This is a genomic window from Oceanicoccus sp. (genome assembly GCF_029238675.1).
Classification (GTDB): domain Bacteria; phylum Pseudomonadota; class Gammaproteobacteria; order Pseudomonadales; family Dasaniaceae; genus Oceanicoccus.
This window is the reverse complement of record NZ_JAQWFR010000015.1, coordinates 1-20,182: the sequence shown is the minus strand read 5'-3', so window position 1 is coordinate 20,182 and position 20,182 is coordinate 1. Positions and strand designations below refer to the sequence as shown.

The 20,182-nt window shown below is 47.5% G+C and carries 22 protein-coding genes; 9 read left to right on the top strand and 13 right to left on the bottom strand.

What is annotated here, in order from left to right; translation table 11 throughout:
• Positions 1 to 201 precede the first annotated feature (201 nt).
• From P8H32_RS05090 to ald, 5 genes are all read right to left on the bottom strand, one after another.
• Positions 202 to 507, bottom strand: coding sequence for a hypothetical protein (locus tag P8H32_RS05090; RefSeq protein WP_301088613.1), 306 nt, complete (start codon positions 505 to 507; stop codon positions 202 to 204).
• A gap of 57 nt (positions 508 to 564) precedes the next feature.
• Complete coding sequence (locus P8H32_RS05085; RefSeq protein ID WP_297292908.1) at positions 565 to 1,674, bottom strand: phosphatidylserine/phosphatidylglycerophosphate/cardiolipin synthase family protein; 1,110 nt, start codon at positions 1,672 to 1,674, stop codon at positions 565 to 567.
• A gap of 6 nt (positions 1,675 to 1,680) precedes the next feature.
• On the bottom strand, positions 1,681 to 1,947 hold the full coding sequence (locus P8H32_RS05080; protein WP_297292907.1) for a hypothetical protein: 267 nt from the start codon (positions 1,945 to 1,947) through the stop codon (positions 1,681 to 1,683).
• Positions 1,948 to 1,980: 33 nt separating this feature from the next.
• On the bottom strand, positions 1,981 to 2,427 hold the full coding sequence (locus P8H32_RS05075) for a universal stress protein (RefSeq protein ID WP_297292906.1): 447 nt from the start codon (positions 2,425 to 2,427) through the stop codon (positions 1,981 to 1,983).
• Positions 2,428 to 2,695: 268 nt separating this feature from the next.
• Positions 2,696 to 3,835 (bottom strand): alanine dehydrogenase, encoded by a 1,140-nt coding sequence (gene ald, locus P8H32_RS05070; RefSeq protein WP_301088612.1) that lies wholly within the window; start codon positions 3,833 to 3,835, stop codon positions 2,696 to 2,698.
• Between the two features lie 345 nt (positions 3,836 to 4,180).
• Here ald and P8H32_RS05065 point away from each other — a divergent pair, with 345 nt between their 5' ends.
• The 5 genes from P8H32_RS05065 to P8H32_RS05045 all read left to right on the top strand — a co-directional run bounded on the left by P8H32_RS05065 (position 4,181) and on the right by P8H32_RS05045 (position 9,807).
• Complete coding sequence (locus P8H32_RS05065; protein ID WP_301088611.1) at positions 4,181 to 4,990, top strand: DUF3014 domain-containing protein; 810 nt, start codon at positions 4,181 to 4,183, stop codon at positions 4,988 to 4,990.
• 32 nt (positions 4,991 to 5,022) lie between these two features.
• Complete coding sequence (locus tag P8H32_RS05060; RefSeq protein WP_297292903.1) at positions 5,023 to 5,766, top strand: HAD family hydrolase; 744 nt, start codon at positions 5,023 to 5,025, stop codon at positions 5,764 to 5,766.
• Between the two features lie 2 nt (positions 5,767 to 5,768).
• Entirely contained in the window at positions 5,769 to 8,369 is a 2,601-nt protein-coding gene (hrpB, locus tag P8H32_RS05055; RefSeq protein WP_301088610.1) for an ATP-dependent helicase HrpB, read from the top strand.
• A 23-nt stretch (positions 8,370 to 8,392) separates the two neighbouring features.
• Positions 8,393 to 8,851, top strand: a complete 459-nt coding sequence (locus tag P8H32_RS05050) for a hypothetical protein (RefSeq protein WP_297292901.1) — start codon at positions 8,393 to 8,395, stop codon at positions 8,849 to 8,851.
• A 221-nt stretch (positions 8,852 to 9,072) separates the two neighbouring features.
• A complete protein-coding gene (locus P8H32_RS05045) occupies positions 9,073 to 9,807 on the top strand; it encodes a hypothetical protein (RefSeq protein WP_297292900.1) in 735 nt (244 codons plus the stop codon).
• 12 nt (positions 9,808 to 9,819) lie between these two features.
• On the opposite strand, the gene P8H32_RS05040 is transcribed toward P8H32_RS05045, so the two are convergent.
• From P8H32_RS05040 to P8H32_RS05030, 3 genes are all read right to left on the bottom strand, one after another.
• The gene (locus P8H32_RS05040; RefSeq protein WP_301088609.1) at positions 9,820 to 10,101 is read right to left on the bottom strand and encodes a hypothetical protein; all 282 of its coding nucleotides are present in this window, start codon (positions 10,099 to 10,101) and stop codon (positions 9,820 to 9,822) included.
• Positions 10,102 to 10,122: 21 nt separating this feature from the next.
• Positions 10,123 to 10,461, bottom strand: a complete 339-nt coding sequence (locus P8H32_RS05035) for a DUF2288 domain-containing protein (RefSeq protein ID WP_297292898.1) — start codon at positions 10,459 to 10,461, stop codon at positions 10,123 to 10,125.
• A 77-nt stretch (positions 10,462 to 10,538) separates the two neighbouring features.
• Positions 10,539 to 11,165, bottom strand: coding sequence for a glutathione S-transferase family protein (locus P8H32_RS05030; RefSeq protein ID WP_301088608.1), 627 nt, complete (start codon positions 11,163 to 11,165; stop codon positions 10,539 to 10,541).
• A gap of 137 nt (positions 11,166 to 11,302) precedes the next feature.
• On the opposite strand from P8H32_RS05030, the gene P8H32_RS05025 reads away from it, so the two are divergent.
• Positions 11,303 to 11,869 (top strand): DNA-3-methyladenine glycosylase I, encoded by a 567-nt coding sequence (locus tag P8H32_RS05025; protein ID WP_297292896.1) that lies wholly within the window; start codon positions 11,303 to 11,305, stop codon positions 11,867 to 11,869.
• Here P8H32_RS05025 and P8H32_RS05020 read toward each other — a convergent pair.
• From P8H32_RS05020 to P8H32_RS05000, 5 genes are all read right to left on the bottom strand, one after another.
• Complete coding sequence (locus P8H32_RS05020; RefSeq protein ID WP_301088607.1) at positions 11,851 to 13,380, bottom strand: PQQ-dependent sugar dehydrogenase; 1,530 nt, start codon at positions 13,378 to 13,380, stop codon at positions 11,851 to 11,853. The genes P8H32_RS05025 and P8H32_RS05020 overlap by 19 nt on opposite strands.
• A 93-nt stretch (positions 13,381 to 13,473) precedes the next feature.
• Positions 13,474 to 13,884: a hypothetical protein gene (locus P8H32_RS05015; protein ID WP_297292894.1), complete on the bottom strand. Its 411-nt coding sequence runs from the start codon at positions 13,882 to 13,884 to the stop codon at positions 13,474 to 13,476.
• Positions 13,885 to 13,897: 13 nt separating this feature from the next.
• A complete protein-coding gene (gene rimI, locus P8H32_RS05010) occupies positions 13,898 to 14,359 on the bottom strand; it encodes a ribosomal protein S18-alanine N-acetyltransferase (RefSeq protein ID WP_297292893.1) in 462 nt (153 codons plus the stop codon).
• Positions 14,359 to 15,114, bottom strand: a complete 756-nt coding sequence (locus P8H32_RS05005; RefSeq protein ID WP_297292892.1) for a hypothetical protein — start codon at positions 15,112 to 15,114, stop codon at positions 14,359 to 14,361. Before P8H32_RS05005 ends, rimI begins: the two co-directional genes overlap by 1 nt.
• A gap of 6 nt (positions 15,115 to 15,120) precedes the next feature.
• Positions 15,121 to 16,668, bottom strand: coding sequence for a 2-isopropylmalate synthase (locus tag P8H32_RS05000; protein ID WP_297292891.1), 1,548 nt, complete (start codon positions 16,666 to 16,668; stop codon positions 15,121 to 15,123).
• A gap of 515 nt (positions 16,669 to 17,183) precedes the next feature.
• On the opposite strand from P8H32_RS05000, the gene P8H32_RS04995 reads away from it, so the two are divergent.
• From P8H32_RS04995 to P8H32_RS04985, 3 genes are read left to right on the top strand one after another with little or no spacing between them, the layout of a single operon-like run.
• The gene (locus tag P8H32_RS04995) at positions 17,184 to 18,323 is read left to right on the top strand and encodes a Re/Si-specific NAD(P)(+) transhydrogenase subunit alpha (RefSeq protein ID WP_297292890.1); all 1,140 of its coding nucleotides are present in this window, start codon (positions 17,184 to 17,186) and stop codon (positions 18,321 to 18,323) included.
• Complete coding sequence (locus P8H32_RS04990; protein WP_297292889.1) at positions 18,323 to 18,601, top strand: NAD(P) transhydrogenase subunit alpha; 279 nt, start codon at positions 18,323 to 18,325, stop codon at positions 18,599 to 18,601. The genes P8H32_RS04995 and P8H32_RS04990 overlap by 1 nt, the downstream gene beginning before the upstream one ends.
• 12 nt (positions 18,602 to 18,613) lie before the next feature.
• Entirely contained in the window at positions 18,614 to 19,990 is a 1,377-nt protein-coding gene (locus P8H32_RS04985) for an NAD(P)(+) transhydrogenase (Re/Si-specific) subunit beta (RefSeq protein ID WP_297292888.1), read from the top strand.
• Positions 19,991 to 20,182: the final 192 nt, after the last annotated feature.

Sequence of the window (20,182 nt, the reverse complement as noted above, 5' to 3'; positions counted from 1 at the left end):
AGGTGTTGGGTGGAGCCAGGCTTCGACGAAAATGACTATCGTCATTCCCGCGAAGGCGGGAATCCAGGCTGTATGCTTATGCTGTTATTTCCGCTAAAGCGGAAATCTACAGTACTGGATTCCCGCCTTCGCGGGAATGACGGTTTTTTTTTGGGGGGGGGAGGGAGGAGAGAGCCTCTTACTTTAATTATTACCAGGGCTTTAAGGGTAAGCTTCCCAGCGCTTGATGCGCATGCAGAACTCACGGCTATCCTCATGGCCAGGCTTTAGCTCCGAATACCAATCTTCCAGTACAAACAGCATAAACCGAGCCTGGTCTTTATCTTTCTTGGGGGTAGCCAGGCTTTCCATTAACTGCTGCTTCATTTCACCGTAGGGCGGAATATCATCTTCCAACAACTGGTTGTAGACATACTGGTAACGCGCGCAAAAATGCTCATTATCCGATTCACAAGCCGTCAACAAAAATAGCATCAGTAACAGCATCGATTGGGTCAATATCTTCATCGCTCTATCTATCCCAGCTAACCTTAATGATATCCAGTATAGTTCAAACTATATTAACTACATCCAGTAGCGCAACACCCGCAGCAACCAGCCAAACCAGAACCTCCGGCTCATGATAGACAGGTCAGCCAGTGAGGCTTTAGTGGATTGGGCAATATCCTGTTCAATACTCTCCGCCATGGTTTTAACCGATTGTTGGTTTGTCAGTAATATATCCAGCTCCAGGTCATGGTAAAAGCTGCGATGATTGAGGTTGGTGCTACCAATCACACACTGATCATCAACCAACAAGGCCTTGGCATGTAAAACACCGGGCTTATAGGCATAGATCTCCACCCCCATATTGATTAAATCCGCATAATAGGTCGCACTTAGCCAGGGAAATACCGCGATATCGGAACGCTCGGCCACCACCGCCCTCACGTCTATGCCGGCTTGCCGAGCCTGTTTGATGGCCCGAATAACCTGGCCTGACGGTGAAAAATAGGCGCTGACTATCCATACCCGTCGCCGCGCCGAGCGAATATGCTGCACCAGTAGCCGGTTGCGAAGGCGACGTAGTTTAAGGCTGTCATTACACCGCAAAAACTTCATATCCTGAAGGGTAATGGCGGATGGGCGCCGCGACCAAACCGCGCTAAAATTTTCCCGCAGTAACTCAACCGGTAGCCCGCTGATGCGAGCGCCATAGTCGCGCCATGGGATGGACTTATCCAGATGATCAATGGACAGGTTAAAACTGCCACACCAGGCCACCCGACTGTCAATCACACAAAATTTACGGTGGTCACGGCGATTAAGGCAAAGTATAAAATGAGCGAGTTTGGCAAAAAAACTGCCGGGGGTTACCGACCACCGGTAGGCACTTAAGTACCAGGGCAAGGGGTGATAAATACGGCAATCAATATTCTCGCTGGCAAACCTGGCTGCCAGTACATCGCCCTCTTCAGCAGAGCCAATGCCGTCAACCTGCACGCGCACGCTTACACCGCGTCTTGCAGCCCTGACCAAAGCATCAAAGAAGCGTTGCCCCAACTCATCCAGGGCAAAGATATAAACAACCAACTCAATACTTTGGCGAGCATGGCTGATATCAACTAATAGCTCACTGTAGTAATCCTCTGGATGACTATAGACAGACTCGGACTCCCAACCAAAGGAGGTCACGGGTAGTTAATGCAGCAGGTTTTTAATGCGGTAGTAGCCCTCTTTAAGGTCCCGCCCTAAATCACTTAAATCTTCCTGTACGTCTTCAGCGACATCTTTGGCCTCTTCTTGCAGGCGTTGATTTTCAGCACAAAAATGTTGCCATTTCTTTTCCAGCTGTTGCCACTCATCTTTGACATCCGCTTTGGCCAGGTGCATTTTTACCGCTAAAATATCGCGCTGGGTTTTTAACTCTTCCATAATCACGGCTAAATCATCTTTTAATAAACTCATGACAATCTCCTTTTAGCAATCAGAAAAAATCAGTTACTGTTCTATGACTTCCCTTACCCGCACCGCTAGCACATCACAATTAGCGTGATGCAAAACACCGTTGGCGGTAGAGCCTAATAATAATTGAATGCCGTGCCGGCCATGACTACCGATAACAATCAAGTCGCATTGATACTCGTCAGAATGCTCAATAATGGAATCAATTGAGCGGCCAAAATCGATAGTAATAAGCTCTCGACTCAAACCCGCATTTTCCACTGTAGTAGCAAGCTGGGCGAAAATAGACGCTCTGATTTCAGCGGTGCTAACCGGTGCTGCGTACTCTGGAAACTGGCCATAGGGCGAAACCGGGGTATCCGCAACATGCAATATATACAACTCAGCCTGGTTGGCCTCAGCTATATCGGCGGCGGTTTGCAACACCTGCTCAGCCTCTTCAGATAAATCTACAGCTACTAGAATTTTTCGATAAGTCGACATAGCACAACCTCCATAGGGTAGGAATAGCTCCAGTATTATCAATCAACCGGGGTACTACATTGATGAGGGTCAAAGAAGGAGGAAATTAACTCTATTGCCACACCGTCATTCCCGCCCCCGACTAAAGCACTCGAGGGCAGGCTTCGGCGAAAATGACTCTCGTCATTCCCGCGCAGGCGGGAATCCAGCCTGTATGCCTATGCTGTTATTTCCGCCAAGGCGGAAATTGACAGCACTGGATTCCCGCCTGCGCGGGAATGACGGTGTGCTAGGCTGACTGCTTTAAGCCATCACTGGCCAAAGCCATACCAGGCTCGACATAGTTATAATCCAACGCCGAGGCTACGGCATCAACAGTAACCATCCCTTGGTGAACATTCAGACCATTTAACAGATGCTTATCATCCATCAGGGCCTGATAGGCGCCTTTATTTGCCAGGCCAAGCACATAAGGCAAAGTGGCATTGGTCAAAGCCAGCGTCGAGGTACGGGCAACACCGCCGGGCATATTTGCCACACAGTAATGAATAATACCGTCCACGCTATAGGTGGGGGCTTCATGGGTAGTGGCCCTACTGGTTTCAAAACAACCACCCTGATCAATGGCTACATCAACCAACACCGAACCTGGCCTCATTAGCTTCAACATATCCCGGGTAACCAGTTTGGGGGCTGCAGCGCCCGGGATCAGTACGGCTCCAACCACCACATCAGAAATAGCTAGCTGCTTTTCAATCGCATCGGTGGTTGAATATAAGGTATTCAAGCGATCGCCATATAATTCATCGATAGCTTTTAAACGGGCCAGTGAGCGGTCCATAATGGTCACATTGGCGCCCATGCCCATAGCAATACGTGCAGAGTTTAAACCCACTACCCCACCGCCAATCACTAATACATTGGCGGCCTCAACACCGGGCACTCCACCCATTAATATACCGCTGCCACCCTGAGCCTTTTCCAGGCAGTAAGCACCCTCCTGGATCGACATACGTCCCGCCACTTCACTCATCGGTGCCAGTAACGGCAAGCCACCGTTATCATCCGTCACCGTTTCATAGGCAATACAGGTAGCACCGGAAGCCAGTAGCAACTCGGTTTGTTCAGGGTCCGGGGCCAGGTGCAGGTAGGTAAACAAAATCTGCCCTTCTCGCAGCATCTTGCATTCGGCTGGCTGGGGTTCTTTCACTTTCACAATCATCTCTGAGCGGGCAAAAATATCTTCTGCCTTGTCGACCATTTCTGCACCGGCCTGGCGATAATTTTCATCGCTAAAGCCAATAGCTTCACCCCCATGACTTTGCACCAGCACCTGATGGCCGCGGCCAACCAGTTCTTTCACTCCGGCCGGGGTCATACCGATCCGATACTCGTGGTTTTTAATCTCTTTGGGCACACCGACTAACATGACTATTACTCCTAAATTAGCTGATTGAATGAATCTGTAAACATCATAAACAAGCCAGATCAGTATTTTTTCTTTAAAATTTATAAAAATCAGCTGATACATCCATATAAACAAAAATAAACAGGTTATAAATTGGTATAAATCCAACAAATACAGTTACTACAACTAAAAAGACTAAGCAGAACCCACTGCCCCGCAACCCATAGCCAATAAAGAAAAGGAACAAAACCCGAAGAATGAATTCAAACCCAGCACACAATGTTTGCTAAACTGCGCTCACGCAGGATTTGCAGCCATATAAACCAGCCTGACTTTAGGCCAGGCACCACAAGAAATGGATATACTATGACCAACAAAATCATGCCGGGCATTATTATTGGCTTTATCGCTGTGGTGATCATTGCCGCTGGAATTTTTATCTACAGCACCCAGCAACAAAGTGCTGAACAAGAGCTTAGCCAAACCGCCCCGGCTCCCGTCGTCAGGGAGCCTGTTAAGCCAGCCCCTGAACCCTTACCAGAACCCGCAGCTGTTGAACCCGCCCCCGTTGAACCAGCCCCCAGCCTGCCGCCCATTGTTAACGCCCCGATTGCACTGGAAAACAGTGATACTGTGGCTCTGTTAGCGGCAAAGGATTTGGCCCCTGCCCTCACCCAATGGTTATTACCTGAAGAGCAAATTCGCAAATGGGTATTAGCCGTTGATCTGATGGCCGATGGTAAATTGCCAAAGCGCTATCGCCCGGTTGATTACCCCATGGAAAAATTTAAAACCCAGGCCAGCGGTTTAGACGAAGTCACTTCAGAAGAAAACTACCAGCGCATGACCCTGATGATTAACACCTTGACCAGTATCGAACCCGCTACACTGGTGCGCTACTACCAGGACTGGTTACCGCTGTTAGAAAAAGCCTACCGGGAGCAAGGCAAACCCGACACCTTTGACCAACGCTTTATGCAGACCATAAGTCAGGTGTTAGCCGTTAATAGCCTGGAACAACAACCTGCATTAATTCGGCCCAGCGTACTCTATCAATTCGAGAGTGCTGACTATGAAAACGCCACTGACATTGAAAAACTGCTGTGGCGCATGGGTCCGGAAAATGCCGAAAATCTGCAGGGTTTTTTGCGGGAATTGCGCTACCAGTTACAATAATAAGCACCAACATTAATACACCGGAACCAACCATGTTAAAAGCCCTCTTCCTGGATATGGATGAAACACTGTGTGACACCTTTGCCGCCAACCGGCAAGCAAAAGCAAAAATGGCACAGCAGCTCAGCTCGTTGTATCAAGACCTTGCCAACTCCGAGGCTATTGCCGAGGCTTACGTCAAAGGCATATACCGAGAATGGAGTACCGAGCAGCACAATCGCTATACGCCCATTGTCGAACAACAAGACGAAGGGGCTTTTAGAGTTCAATTAGTTACTGATTTACTGGCTGCGCAGGGTATTGAAAACGTAACCGCAGATACTGCCCGGCAACTGCAAGACCAATTCGATAGTGACAGAATCAACGCCTTCGATTTCTATCCGGGCATTACCGACTTTTTAGCCGAGGCGCGCAGGCTATTTACCCTGGTGGTTATCACCAATGGCCCTGAGTTTTCACAAATTCCGAAAGTAGAACGTATCAACCTGAAAGACCATGTTGACCATATTATTATTGGCGGCCAGGAACCCGAACAAAAGCCGGCCCGCTCTATTTTTGATAAGGCCCTTACCCTGGCAAACTGCGAAGCCCATGAAGCCATTCATGTAGGCGATAGCTTAGCCGCGGATATTGCCGGCGCCCATAACAGCGGAATTACCTCTGTCTGGATTCAGCACCAGCAGCCACTAGACGCCGAGCTGGGTATCAACCCACACCATACCTTGCTGCACCCTTCGGAAATCCCGGCGCTGATCAGGGACTTGCATCAACCTTAAGCATGACCCTGCCCACCCTACCCATATCCGAAGTACTGGCCCCACTTCGGGACACCCTGCAACACCATCACCAACTGGTATTGGAAGCACCGCCAGGTGCCGGTAAAACCACACTGGTGCCACTGGCCTTATTAAACGAAGCCTGGCTCAGGGACCAACGCATCATTATGTTAGAGCCACGCCGGATGGCAGCACGCAGTGCGGCACAACGTATGGCATCACTGCTAGGTGAACCGGTTGGGCAAACCGTAGGGTATCGGGTACGGCAAGACAGCAAAGTCAGCCAGCAAAGCCGTATTGAAGTGATTACCGAAGGTATTCTCACTCGCATGCTGCTGCAAGACCCCGGCCTTGAAGGTGTGGGCTTATTAATCTTTGATGAATTTCACGAGCGCAGTATTGATGCTGATTTTGGTTTAGCGCTGGCTTTGCAAGGGCGTGAAATTTTCCGGGATGATAACAACCCCCTGCGCCTGGTAGTGATGTCCGCCACCCTTGACGGCGACACCATTGCCTCACTACTCACCACCGAAGACAACACCGCACCCATTATCCGTAGTCAGGGCAAAATGTTTCCCGTCGATATTATCTACGGCAAAGCCAAACGCTATGATGAAAATATTATTGACCGTGTTTGCAGTGCAGCAATCTCTGCACTACAAAAACATAGCGGCAGCCAATTAGTATTTTTACCGGGACAAGGTGAAATCAATAAAGTCTTACAACGGCTTAAGCGACATCTGGCAGACAACACTATTACCGACACCGTTGTATTCCCTTTATACGGTGCACTGCCCTTTCGCGAACAACAACGGGCCATAGAACCACTGCCTGAAAACGGCCCCCAACGCAAAATAGTATTGGCTACCGATATTGCGGAAACCAGCTTAACCATTGAAGGGATTAATGTTGTTATTGATGCCGGGCTTAGCCGTGAACCCTGCTTCGACCCCGCTACCGGGATGACACGTTTGCAAACCCGCCGCATTAGCCAGGACTCCAGCGTGCAACGGATGGGCCGTGCCGGGCGACTAAGCGAAGGGGTTTGTTATCGGCTATGGAGTGACGAACAACAGCAGCAGCTACCCAGGCAAAGTGCCCCGCAAATTTTGCAGGCCGACCTTGCCCCCCTGGTATTACAAATTCTGCAATGGGGTATTGATGATATTGACGAACTGCACTGGCTGAATACACCACCGACTGGCCCACTGGGCCAGGCCCGGGATTTATTAGCCAGTTTGGGTGCAATAGAAGGCCCCGCCGTTACTGCACAAGCCTTGCAAGGCTGGAAGCTAACACCCCACGGTGAACAAATGGCGGCCATGCCTACCCACCCAAGATTGGCGCATATGCTGATCAGCAGTTTAGCTTTGCAGCAGGAAAAAAACGCCTGTGCCTTAGCCGCTGTATTAGCAGACCGCCATCCATTATCCCGGGATTATGGCGCCGACCTTGCTTCAGTGGTGGCTACGGTTACCGGTGATATTCCCTGCCATAGCCAACACAAAGCCTGGCTAAAACGCACACAGCAACAAGCCAAAACCTTTCAGCAGCTGTTAAATAAACACAGCAACAAAGCCGCAGCAGAACAGCCACTCACAGAACAACAACAGATCGGCTTTTTATTAGCCAGTGCCTACCCTGACCGCATTGCCAAAAAAAAAGCAGGCAGCAATAACCAGTATCAACTCAGCAATGGCCGTGCCGCCACCCTGGACAATAACGACAAACTCAGCAATCACCAATGGCTGGCAGTCGCTGAACTGGGCGGCAATATTAATCAAGCCGGCCAAAAAGCTACCGACCGTATCTACTCTGCTTGCCCCTTTGATACTGAATTATTCCAGCAAGCGCTAAGCCGTTTAACCACAGAAAAAACCACCCTGGAATGGGATGATAGCGTGGAGCGGTTTATTGCAGAGCAAGTCACCGCAGTAGGCAAGCTAACGATTAAAAGCCAACGGGTTGGGCAAATTCCCCCGGAAGAAAAACGCCAGGCACTGCAAGCGCTTATTCAAAAACGAGGCTTAAGCTTATTACCCTGGGACAAAGCCAGCAGGCAATGGCAGGCAAGAGTGGAGTTATTACGTAAACATAATACCGGGCAGCAAAAGTGGCCCAACGTTTCCGACAAGCATTTGCTAAACACCTTAGACCATTGGCTGGCGCCCTATTTGGATAACATCAACAAGCTAGGTGATTTTACAAAACTTGAACTACAGGAAATACTTAGCCACTTACTACCCTGGCCGCTGCCGCAGCAACTGAATGAACTGGCACCGTTGAAAATTACCGTACCCTCCGGCTCCAATATCAGTATCGATTACAGCCAAAACCCACCTGTACTCAGTGTCAAACTACAAGAGATGTTTGGCTATGCCGACACTCCCAGTATTGCTAACGGCCAAATAAAATTGATGCTTCACTTATTATCCCCAGCCCAACGCCCCTTACAGGTTACCCAAGACCTTGCTGGTTTTTGGCGCAGTAGCTATTTTGAGGTACAAAAAGAAATGAAAGGCCGCTATCCTAAGCACCCATGGCCAGACAAACCGGAACAGGCATTGGCCACCAAATACACCAAACATCGACCCAAAAAATAAACCCTTAAAACACAGAGCCCCCTATGCAACAAGAATGGACCGAACTCCCCTGGCAAAGCCAAACCCATAACAACGCCAAAGACGCCTATGGCAATGCCACCGTGGGTGTGGTCTATTCTCACCGCTGTGAACAGACCGATGATACTGAAATCCGCCAGATAATTAACCAAACCATTGATAAGGCTGTGAGCCTATTCCCTGACAATGTCTGGGACCAGTCGCGCTATGTTATTTTTGAATGGGATAAAAAACGCAAAGTGCTCTCTATTGCCATCAGTGATGACGACAAAACCACCGACTCACCCGCCACTGTTGAATGCGAAATTGCAGCATACCAAACTGCCACCACCCCGGATGAACAACAAGCAGACACCATCCAATATTGGGTCCGTGATCACCTGACCACCTGTGGCGAGTTTTTTCATTACTCGCTGATTGCTGTTTTTCATACTGGGTCGCGGCGGCAGACCTCGCTGCTCTAGAATACTAAGAAAAGGGCTCTATATGTCCAGATTGCAGCCACAGTAATCACAGCCTGATAACATTGATTGATATATCTTTCTCGCCGGTATAATCTTTAAACTTATGTAATCTGTCAGAAGAATTGAATTAGATATAAGATTTTTTCATTCAAAATAACCCATCACCTCAGGGATATAGACCCTATATAGGCGCGGGCAACTTATTCGGCAATGTTATTGGTATGAAAACATTCACATCACTTATTATCTTGCTCTTACTGCTAGCCCCCTCTATTGGCTCCGCCAAAAATAACGCCCCAAGGTCACTCTTTGACTGGTCTACTGAATGGACAGAAGAGAAGTTCCTTCAACAAGTGAAAAAAAACGATAAGGCCGTTAATAAAAAACAATGGAGGTCTGCCATCGACTCAGGTGAATTAGCCCTGGATGGATGTATCACTCTCTATCATGAGCTAGACCAGCGCTGCATTATTATTATGAAAAATAATGTACTGGCCTATACCCAAACCGGCCAAATCACAGAACATGCCACAGAGATTACCCAAGCCTACCAACTAGCCACCAAGGCCGTGGGCAAAGAACATTTTGCCACCGTGATTATTCGCGACCGCTATCACCAGCTGCTAATAGACCAAGAGCACTACGAGCAGGTCATACCTATCGTGATTGAAATAATCGAGGTGGAAAAGTCACTACAGAATGACGAGTTTAAAATTCTGGATTGGGAGATTCTGTTATATGCACTTTACGTAGTTACCGAACAACAGCAGTATCAGGTGCCCACCCTGCTAAGAATGCTGGCACTAACAGAAAAATTGATTGGTGTAGACAGCGAAAACCTTGACCGCGTCGCCACTACTTTGGCTGGGCACTACTGCGATCAGAAAAAATATAATGAGTTTTTTGACCTGAGTGCGAAGTATTCCCTTAAGACACAATGTTTAAGCAAGAAGTAAATACCCTGGCAATCACGTTGAAGGATACACTGGCGCCCTGGGCATATTGACCGGGATGGAAATTTTTCCGCTGGCGCAGGCCGGGAATGGTTGGTCAAAGGTTTTATCCCACGACCGTTTAATCATTTGCCAAGCATCCTGTTCCGTTAGTAAAGCCAACTCACACCCCGCTGCTATATACCCCTCAAGGCGAAACACTGTAGCCGGTGGTACCGGACGGTTATCGTTGTATGACTGAAACAAGTCATCCAACCGAGCGCTAATACTTTCTATAAAGGCAGTTTGATTATCCATTGTTGTTACCGTTGGCGCCTCTTAGGGTGCAATTTCCTGCACCAACACCCAGGGAGCGACGACAACAGCCCAAAGTGTAGCTTGTTGTTCAAACCATTGTGTCGCCTGTTGGTCATCAACCTTGGCCATAACGCCGGCGGTTAGCCACTGCTCTACCACCTCTTTATTGTCCAGACTTAACTGGCAACCAACTTCAATCAGGTCGTGGCCGTTGGCGACGGCAATCACTGCACCGCTGGCATAGTGGCGCTCTAACTCTTGCCAGGTGATTTTGGCGGTCTCTTTATTGAGTTTGGTTTTTAATTCGCCGTAACTGTCTTCAGCGGATATATTTGTTGATATATCGGTTGGCTTTTGCAATGCGTTGACCTTATTAGATTGCTGCGAGGGAATAGAAAACGCCTGATATCAGCGGTGTTATAAAGAATGGCGGGGGTTTATTTTTCACCTAACTCTTTAACCATACGCTGGTACCAGCTCTGTAAATGTCTGCAATCTTCTGGAATAGATTGCTTTACCCACTTCGCAAAATCACACAGAGCATACAAATCAATATCCGCCAGGCTAATAGCATTGCCGACAATAAATTCACGGTCTGCTAAATGGGTGTCCAGTTTATTAAAAAAGGCCTGTAAGCGAATTTGGCCGCGGTCTACCAGCCCAGGAATTTGTTCCAGGGCTACAGCGCCAGGTAAAGCGCGCCCTTTAAAGGCCTCACTGCCATTGCGCAACATTTCTGCCACGGCAGTAAAACCTTCTGTAAAAATACTATGATCCCAACTTACTATTTTTGCTTGCTCAAGCGGGGTTAAACCCAATAATGGCTTTTCAGGGTAAAGGCTCTCAAGGTATAAGCAAGCGGCAATAACATTTGTAATAACCGTACCATCATCCAGCTGCAAGGCCGGTACAGTGCAGTCGGGATTAATCGCTTTGAAACTGTCGGAAAACTGTTCTCCGTCCCGGATATTAATGGTTTCTGTTTCAATATCGACACCCTTGTAGCCCAGGAATAATTTTAAGCGACGTGGGTTGGGAGCAGCTTCAAAGGTGTAAATTTTCATATTTTATCCTTACAAAAAATAGCCTTGCGTTGACCATGAGATAGTTTTAAACCCAGCGGTGTTCCTTTATTATAACTGCGATCAACATTTATATCCATCGGGATACATAGCCAGATTAACCGAAGAGAAACTTAATAATGGCCCAACCCAAACGCTGCGACTGGTGCGGCGATGACCCACTCTACCAACACTATCACGACCATGAATGGGGTGTGCCGGTTTATGACGACCAAACGCTGTTTGAATTTATTACCCTGGAAGGTGCCCAGGCCGGGTTATCGTGGATTACGATTTTAAAAAAGCGGGAGGGCTACCGTAAGGCATTTGCCAATTTTGAGGTGGAAAAAGTCGCCCGGTTTAGTGATCAAAAACTGGAAAAGCTACTGCTTAACCCGGGAATTGTGCGCAATCGCTTAAAAGTTTTTTCAACCCGCAAAAATGCTAAAGCCTTTATCAACATACAAAAAGAGTTTGACAGTTTTTCCGACTATATCTGGGGCTTTGTTGATGGCAAGCCTATCCAGAATAAATGGAAATCGATATCTGAGATACCGGTAACCAGTCCCGAGTCCGATACCATTAGCAAAGACCTAAAAAAGCGTGGCTTTAGCTTTGTGGGCTCCACAATTATCTATGCTTATATGCAGGCAACGGGTATGGTTAATGACCATATCAGCAGCTGTAGCTATCGCGGGTACAAATAAACCGACAGGGCTTCTCGCTGTTGCTCATTTAACGGGAAGACCGGCATCGGTGGTGTTGGCGCTAAAAAGAAGTCGGCTATTTCAGTAACGGTATAACGCTGGGCCAGGTCTTTTAATGGCCTGACTGGTCTCATTGGCGTCGCTCTTTCAGGATCATGGCAGTTACCGCAGCCGTATTGTTGATACAACCTTTCACCCTGCTGCTGCAAACTCTGGCGTTGCTCATCGCTATAGATAGCCAAAGCTTGTTCGGGATCAATAGTTACTGTAACCGGTGCCGCGATTTTGGCGGGTGAGCTTTTAACCTGCTCGCCGTAGACTACCCGGAAGATAGTACCGGAGTAATCATCGGAAATATAAATACTGCCATCGCTGGACTCGGTCACATCCGCTGGGCGACCAGTCACATCCGCCTTACCCAGAAAACCCGTTAGAAAATCTTTTTCCACAATGCTGCCATCTTCCTGCCAGTGCAGGGACACAACTTTGTATCCATCTCTTTCGCTACGGTTCCATGAACCATGTAATGCAGCCAGGGCGGTTTTCTCAAAACCCGGTGCCACGTTATGGCGGAGAAACCGGATTCCTAAAGGAGCATTATGTGCTTTAAAGCCATGGGCCGGTGAAATCGAAGTGCTGAGTAAATTATCTTTGCCAACACCAAAATCAGGATCCAGTTCACTAAAACCGTTGATATAGGGCCAGCCGTAAAAGCCACCCCGCTCTATCTTGTTGAGCTCGCAGGGAGGAAAATCATCACCTAATAAGTCACGGCCATTATCGGTGGCGTATAAACTTTGGTCCCAGGGTGCCCAATCAAAGCCAACGCTATTGCGTAAACCGGTGGCATAGATACTTAGCTCACTGCCATCGAGCTTAACTCGCATCATAGTGGCCCGTTGCGGATCTTCCTCTTCACAGACATTGCAGGTGGAGCCGGAGGTAAAGTACAGCCAGCCATCGGGCCCTACGCCTACCGTTTTGGTCCAGTGGTTACCGGTGTCCATTAAGCCTTCAACAATGCGCTGATATTCCCCTGTTAGCTGACCGTCCTGCTCATCAAAGGATACCCTACCTAAAGCGGTAGACTCGGCGATATATAACCAACCATCGGCGATATCTAAACCATGGGGTTTTACCAAACCTTCCAGCAGGGTTCGCTGGCCATCGGGATAACCATCGCCATCACGGTCACGCTCCAGCAATAACACATCACCACTGCGTGGCCGGGAAACAATTAAGTCTCCCTGCTGTGTCATATGCATAAAACGAATTTTTCCCAGGCTAGCGGCATAGACTGAAACGCTAAACCCTTCAGGCACTTTATAACGCTGCTCCACCACTTCGGCTGGGGGGCTTTCAATGCCATAACCGGCAATCGCATTGAGCAGCATTTTTGCGCTGGTGGCGGACGATTCAGAACCGAATTGAAGAAATAGAAACGGGGTTGCTATCAGGATAAGTAGCACAACCAGCAGAGTAAGCAACAGGCGTTTGAAGAAGGTTTTCATCAAGTATTATCGTTAGGTGGATGATCAAGCTATTGTATACAACGATGGAATAATTTAAAGCCTTGCTTTATCTGGTTATTAAAGCCGAAGACCCTACTCTTCTGGCTCTTCGACTTTGATAAAGAGGGTTTCCAGAATTTCATTCACTGCACCATCATCCATGCCGGCATTGTCATCATCACAGCTATAGGTGATCAGCACTAACAAGTTATCATAGCGGAGGTACCATTCCCTCACGGCGTCGCCATCTTCCTTATAAGCAATATAGTAACCATCCAACTCAGCCACCTGCGCCAACTCCGCTGGGCCAAACTGCTCAACGACATCGTTCATATAGTCTTGCAGTTCAGTCTCATCAACGAGACCGGACTCTTTCTCTAGTGTAGTGATAGCAATTTCACCAACGCCATCCTCATCGGAAATCAGAATGGTATCTTCATCCTGGTCGGCTTCCCACTCCTCGGGTAACTCTATAATCCACCATTGGCTTTCAACAACGCGCATTGCAATTCCTCAATTAAACGACGGCTACTGTATTGTCTGCTAAATCACAGCACATCACATAAGCATTTTCCCGGTCTGTTTTCGCCGGATAATAATTTTTACGTTCACCCACTATGTTGAAGCGCAGTGAGTCATATAATCTTTTCGCACTGACATTGGACACCCGCACTTCTAAAAAACATTGTTTGGCGCCTTGCTCCTGTTGAGCCTTTAAACCACTGCCCAACAATAAACGACCATACCCCTTGCCTTGAATATCCGGATACACCGCAATATTTAATAATGTAGTTTCATCCAATACTCTGGAGAAAATCATAAAGCCCAGCACTACACCTTCAACGTCTAACACCATGCAATCATGGTCGCTGCCAAGGCTATTTTTAAATTGTGATTGTGGCCAGGGGAATTCCGCAGCCGCTTTTTCCACGGCGGCTACTGCCTCAATATCACCCGCTTGCATAGGTCTTAACTGCATTAGCTGGACTTGATAACAGACAGTAAGGGCTGTAAGTCATTCCATACCGCTCGTTTTAAGGAGGGGTCGTCAAGCATTGGGCTTGCGCTATTGGTGCATATCAGGGGGAGCTGCCATTGTGGATGGGTGTGTAAGGTAGCTGTCGCCAACGCTTCGCTAGTGATGTAGGTAGCGGCAGTTTCACCCATCACAATAATATAGTGCGCCTTGTGCTGTTCAATCTGCTTGGATAAGAACGCATCCAGCGTTTGCCGTGCGGCGGTTTCGCTTTGATCAATCTGGCTATTTTTAACCATCGGCCACACAAAGCTATCAATGGCTAACTGCTGTTTACCAGCACCTAGTGCAAATACAATATTGTGTAACAGCTGCAAATACTCAGCGGGGTTAATATGGCCCGGCAGACCATCATCCACAATTAATATATTACTACCTCGTACTATGGATAAGGCAAAGTGTGGGATGGAGGTTGCCGAGGTTGTTTGAACTAATTGTTCAGTAACAGCCTCAACACTTTGCTGGGCCTGCGCTTTATTAGGTTCATCTTCACCCAATAAAGCCTGCATAGCCGCAGCACTGCCGTTTTTACCTTTTGCTATGGGAGCCACCGACGGTTCAGTATTAGCTACTGGCACTTCAGCCAGTTCTGGTATTTCACACAGTACGGAAGGCATTGCAGCGGGCAAGTGCAATCTTGGGACATAGCAATCTACTCCCATTGCTTCCATATAAGCCTGTCGCTGCAATTCGTTCATGCTCGTTTAAACACCTTTTTGTGGGTGTGCTTTTAAAATGCCTGCTTCCAGCATATTCAACGCATTAAGATAGGCTTTGACTGAAGCGACGATAACATCGGTATCTGCACCCAAACCATTAACAATCACACCGTCTTTTTCTAAGCGTACAGTCACTTCACCTAGTGAGTCAGTGCCTTGGGTAACAGCACTGACTAAATAAAGTTGTAACTCAGCCTGGCTGTTAGCAATTTTTTCAATCGCTTTAAAAGAAGCATCAACCAGACCATCACCTTCTGCTTCTGTCGCTTGCTCAGTACCATCAACTGACAACTTCATAGACGCTTTTGGTTTTACACCAGACCTGGAGGTCGCTTCCAAATCACTAAACTGATATTTCTCTTTAATTTCTGGTGCGGTTACATCGCTGACCAGAGCCTGTAAATCTTCATCAAAGATTTCATGTTTTTTATCGGCTAAAGCTTTAAAGTTGGCAAAGGCTTCGTTTAAGGCTTCCTGGTTATCGAAGCTGATACCCAATTCTTCAAAGCGGGCTTTTACTGCAGCACGGCCTGAGTGCTTGCCTAACACCAGTTTGTTGGTATTCCAACCCACCGATTCGGCACTCATAATTTCATAAGTTTCACGGTGCTTTAATACGCCATCCTGGTGAATACCTGACTCGTGGGCAAAAGCATTGGCTCCTACAATGGCTTTGTTAGGCTGAACGGGAAAACCGGTAATAGAAGAAACCAGACGGGAGGTAGGTACAATATGAACGGGCTCAATACGTGTGGTCACGGGGAAAATATCCGCCCTGGTGCGAACACCCATAACAATTTCTTCCAAAGCGGCATTGCCTGCACGCTCACCCAAACCATTAACGGTACATTCAACCTGCCTCACACCATTCATTACCGCGGATAAGGAATTGGCCACCGCCAAACCCAGATCGTTATGACAATGGGTTGAGAAGATCGCTTTGTCAGCATTGGGGATATTGTCAATCAGGCGTTTAAACATGGCGCCATATTCTTCGGGCTCACCATAGCCCACGGTATCAGGGATGTTAATAGTAGAAGCACCGGCATCAATCACTGCTTCTATAATACGGCATTGGAATTCATACTCAGAGCGGCTGCCGTCTTCCAGAGAGAATTCCACATCATCCCTGAGATTACGGGCTAATTTCACCATGGCTACCGCCTGCTCAAGGACTTGGTCAGGCTCCATTTGTAATTTGTACTGCATATGAATGGGCGATGTAGCTATAAAGGTGTGAATCCGGCCAGAGTTGGCACCCTTTAAGGCCTCGGCGGCTCGCTCTATATCACCGGGTACGGCGCGGGCCAGGCTACAAATGGTGCTGTCTTTTACTGCTCCAGCCACCGCCTTTACAGCCTCGAAGTCACCGACACTGGCGATAGCAAAGCCTGCTTCAATAACATCAACCTGCATTTTCTCTAGCAATTTAGCGATACGCACCTTTTCATCTTTAGTCATCGAGGCGCCGGGGCTCTGCTCGCCATCGCGTAAAGTGGTATCAAAAATGATTAAATTGTCTTTACTACTCATAAATCGAGACTTCTCATTGTCTGTTTCATTATCTGTTGGGCCTTATTTAGCTATTTCCAGGTTCAAGCAAACCCAACCTTTATCGTGTGGCGAAGGATAAACTAAAAAACCGCTAATTCTAATAAGGGCACAGCAAAAATCCGGTTATTTCTGCTTTTCGGTGGTTATAAGACCATTAATGGGCAGATTTGAGGTATTGCCCGCTAATTCCATGCCTGTAAAGGGGTCATTTAGGTAGCTAATGTTGATCGGTTTTTATTGTTTCACTTGTCGCAGTTCCGTATGATTCGACACCGACCTGAAGCAGTGACTTCTGCGGTCAAAAAACGTACTAAACACGCGACAGGCAGTATTCATTATCACTATATCGGGTATTCATCATAGCTTTTGGTAATATAAAGAAATAGCGATAGGGTAGCGAGCGTGGATAAGAGTGCTACAAGCGTCTTATAGAATAAATAATTAATTAATGGGCAATGGCACTGGTCAGCCCCTCAACGAAGCAAGGACAACTTATGATTATTGGTATCCCCCGGGAGCTTGATGCCGGAGAAACCCGAGTCCCTGTTATCCCCGACTCGGTAAAACGTTTTACTGATCAGGGAGCGGAAGTTCAAATTGAAGCAGGCATGGGCCAATCGGTACGTATTGAAGATAGCGCCTATGAGAAAGCGGGTGCCACTATTGTGACCGATAGAACGGCCCTGTTAAACAATGCTGATATTGTATTGCGCTTGCGCAAGCCTTCAATCGAGGAAGTTAGCCAGTTAAAGAAGGGATCTATTCATATCTCCTTCCTCGACCCGTTTAATGAGAACGAACTGGTTGACGCCTTTGCCGCTGCCGGTGTGACATCGATCAGTATGGAGATGATCCCTCGTACTACTCGCGCGCAAAAGATGGATGCCCTTAGCTCACAGGCCAGCCTTGCCGGTTATGCCATGGTGGTATTGGCAGCTGAGCGTCTCGATAAAATTCTCCCCATGATGATGACACCAGCCGGTACGATTTCACCGTCTCGCGTCTTTATTATTGGTGCTGGTGTTGCAGGCCTACAGGCTATTGCAACAGCCAAGCGTATGGGTGCACGTGTTGATGCCTTTGATACTCGCCCTGTGGTTAAAGAACAGGTTGAATCTCTCGGCGGTAAGTTTGTTGAGATTGACCTGGGTGAAACTGGCCAGACCGCTGGCGGTTATGCCAACGCACTAACTCCTGAGCAGGTTCAAATGCAGTTAGACGGACAAAAGAAAGTCTGTGCCCAGTCTGACATTGTTATTACCACTGCCCAGCTATTTGGTCGCCCTGCGCCAACGGTTGTGACGAAAGAAATGCTGCAAGCGATGAAGCCTGGCAGTGTAGTCGTTGATTTAGCGGTAGAGTCTGGCGGTAATGTTGAAGGCTCTGTTGCTGGCGAAGAAGTTGAGATTGATGGCGTTAAGGTTATCGGCCTTGCCAATATGCCTGGCCGTGTTGCTAACAATGCCAGCCAAATGTATTCCGCTAACTTGCACAATTTAGTGTTGGAATACTGGAATAAAGAGACCAAACAATTTGATCTCGATATGGAAGATGAAATCATCAAAGGCTGCGTGATCACTCACGATGGCGAGATGGTGAATGAAATGATTAAAAATATAAGGGGTGCTAAATAATGGAAGCCGTCTATTTATCGTTTATTTTAATGCTTTCCATCTTTTTGGGCTTTGAGTTAATCGCAAAAGTACCTGCGACTCTGCACACGCCTTTAATGTCTGGATCAAATGCTATTTCTGGTATTACTGTTGTCGGTGCTCTAACAGCCGCACACAGTGGTAGCCCTGAGTTGGCTTTATGGCTTGGCACCGCAGCTGTTGCTTTAGCGTCTATCAATGTTGTCGGCGGCTATATGGTTACTGACCGCATGCTGGCCATGTTTAAGAAGAAAGGTTAAGGGGCCAGACTAATGACATCTTTAAATTTTGATTTAATTATAAACCTTGCGTATATCGTTTCTGCGGTATTGTTTGTGTTCGGACTCAAGCAGTTAAGTTCACCTGCAACAGCACGTAAAGGTAACTTAATGTCCTCGGTGGGCATGTTAATCGCCATCGTTGTAACACTGATGAATGAAATTAAACTGCCATGGGAAAATATTATTGCCGGTTTGATTGTTGGTGCCTTAATTGGTGCGTTTGCTGCCCGTAAAGTTGAAATGACCGGTATGCCTGAACTGGTAGCCGTGTTTAACGGCTTTGGTGGTGCATCGAGTTTGTTGGTAGGTTTAGTTGCGGTTTATGCAGCAGCCAATACTACCTTCACCAATATCACTATTATTCTTTCTATCTTAATCGGTGGTGTAACACTGACAGGTAGTTTGATTGCTTACGGTAAGCTGAGTGAAAAAATGCCTAGTAAGGCAATTCAATTTGCTGGGCAACAGGTCTTTAATGGCGCATTAGTACTTACCATTCTTGCTTCTGCCGTTATGTTTATTCAGAACCCGAGTGCAGATAGCGAGTGGTTGTATGCGGTTATCGGTTTATCACTACTGTTCGGTATTATGATCACCATTCCTATTGGTGGTGCAGATATGCCTGTAGTTATTGCCCTACTTAACTCTTACTCGGGTTTAGCGGCTTGTGCGGCAGGTTTTGTATTGAACAACAATCTATTGATCGTATCGGGTTCTCTAGTAGGTGCTAGTGGTTTAATTCTGACTAACATCATGTGTAAGGCGATGAACCGCTCATTAAGCAATGTTCTGTTTAGTGGCTTTGGTGCAGCCAAAGTGTCTAGCGCTAAAATCGAAGGTGAAGTTAAACCTATCTCTGCGGATGATGCTTTCTTGATTCTTGAAGCGGCGCAAAACGTTGCCATCGTACCAGGTTACGGTATGGCGGTAGCTCAAGCTCAGCACGTTGTTCGTGAATTGTCTGATCACCTTGAAGAGAATGGTTGTGAAGTCCAGTTTGCGATTCACCCGGTTGCAGGACGTATGCCTGGCCACATGAACGTACTGTTAGCCGAAGCTAGTGTATCTTATGACCAACTGGTTGAGATGGATGATATCAACCCACAGATGAGCAATATGGACGTAGCGATTGTTATCGGTGCTAACGATGTTGTTAACCCTGCAGCTAACGAAGATGAAGGTAGCCCGCTTTATGGTATGCCGGTTATTAATGTTAACGAAGCGCGTACGGTGTTTGTACTGAAGCGTTCTATGGGTTCCGGTTTCTCTGGTGTTGATAACCCACTGTTCTTTGGTGATAACACCAGAATGTTGTTTGGTGATGCGAAGGAATCTATCTCGCATATTGTGGGTGAGTTTAAAGGTTAAGTAACTATCGTATTTTAAATTGTATTATTCTGGCCCGACTTGTTCGGGCCTTTTTTTTCATTTTTTATTGATAAGATCTAAAAAGACGTCATTCCCGCGCAGGCTGGATTCCCGCCTTCGCGGGAATGACGGGCCGGGGCCTGGCCTGCGTAGGTCGTCGCCCACTCCGCTTTACGTGACCCATAAAAAAAC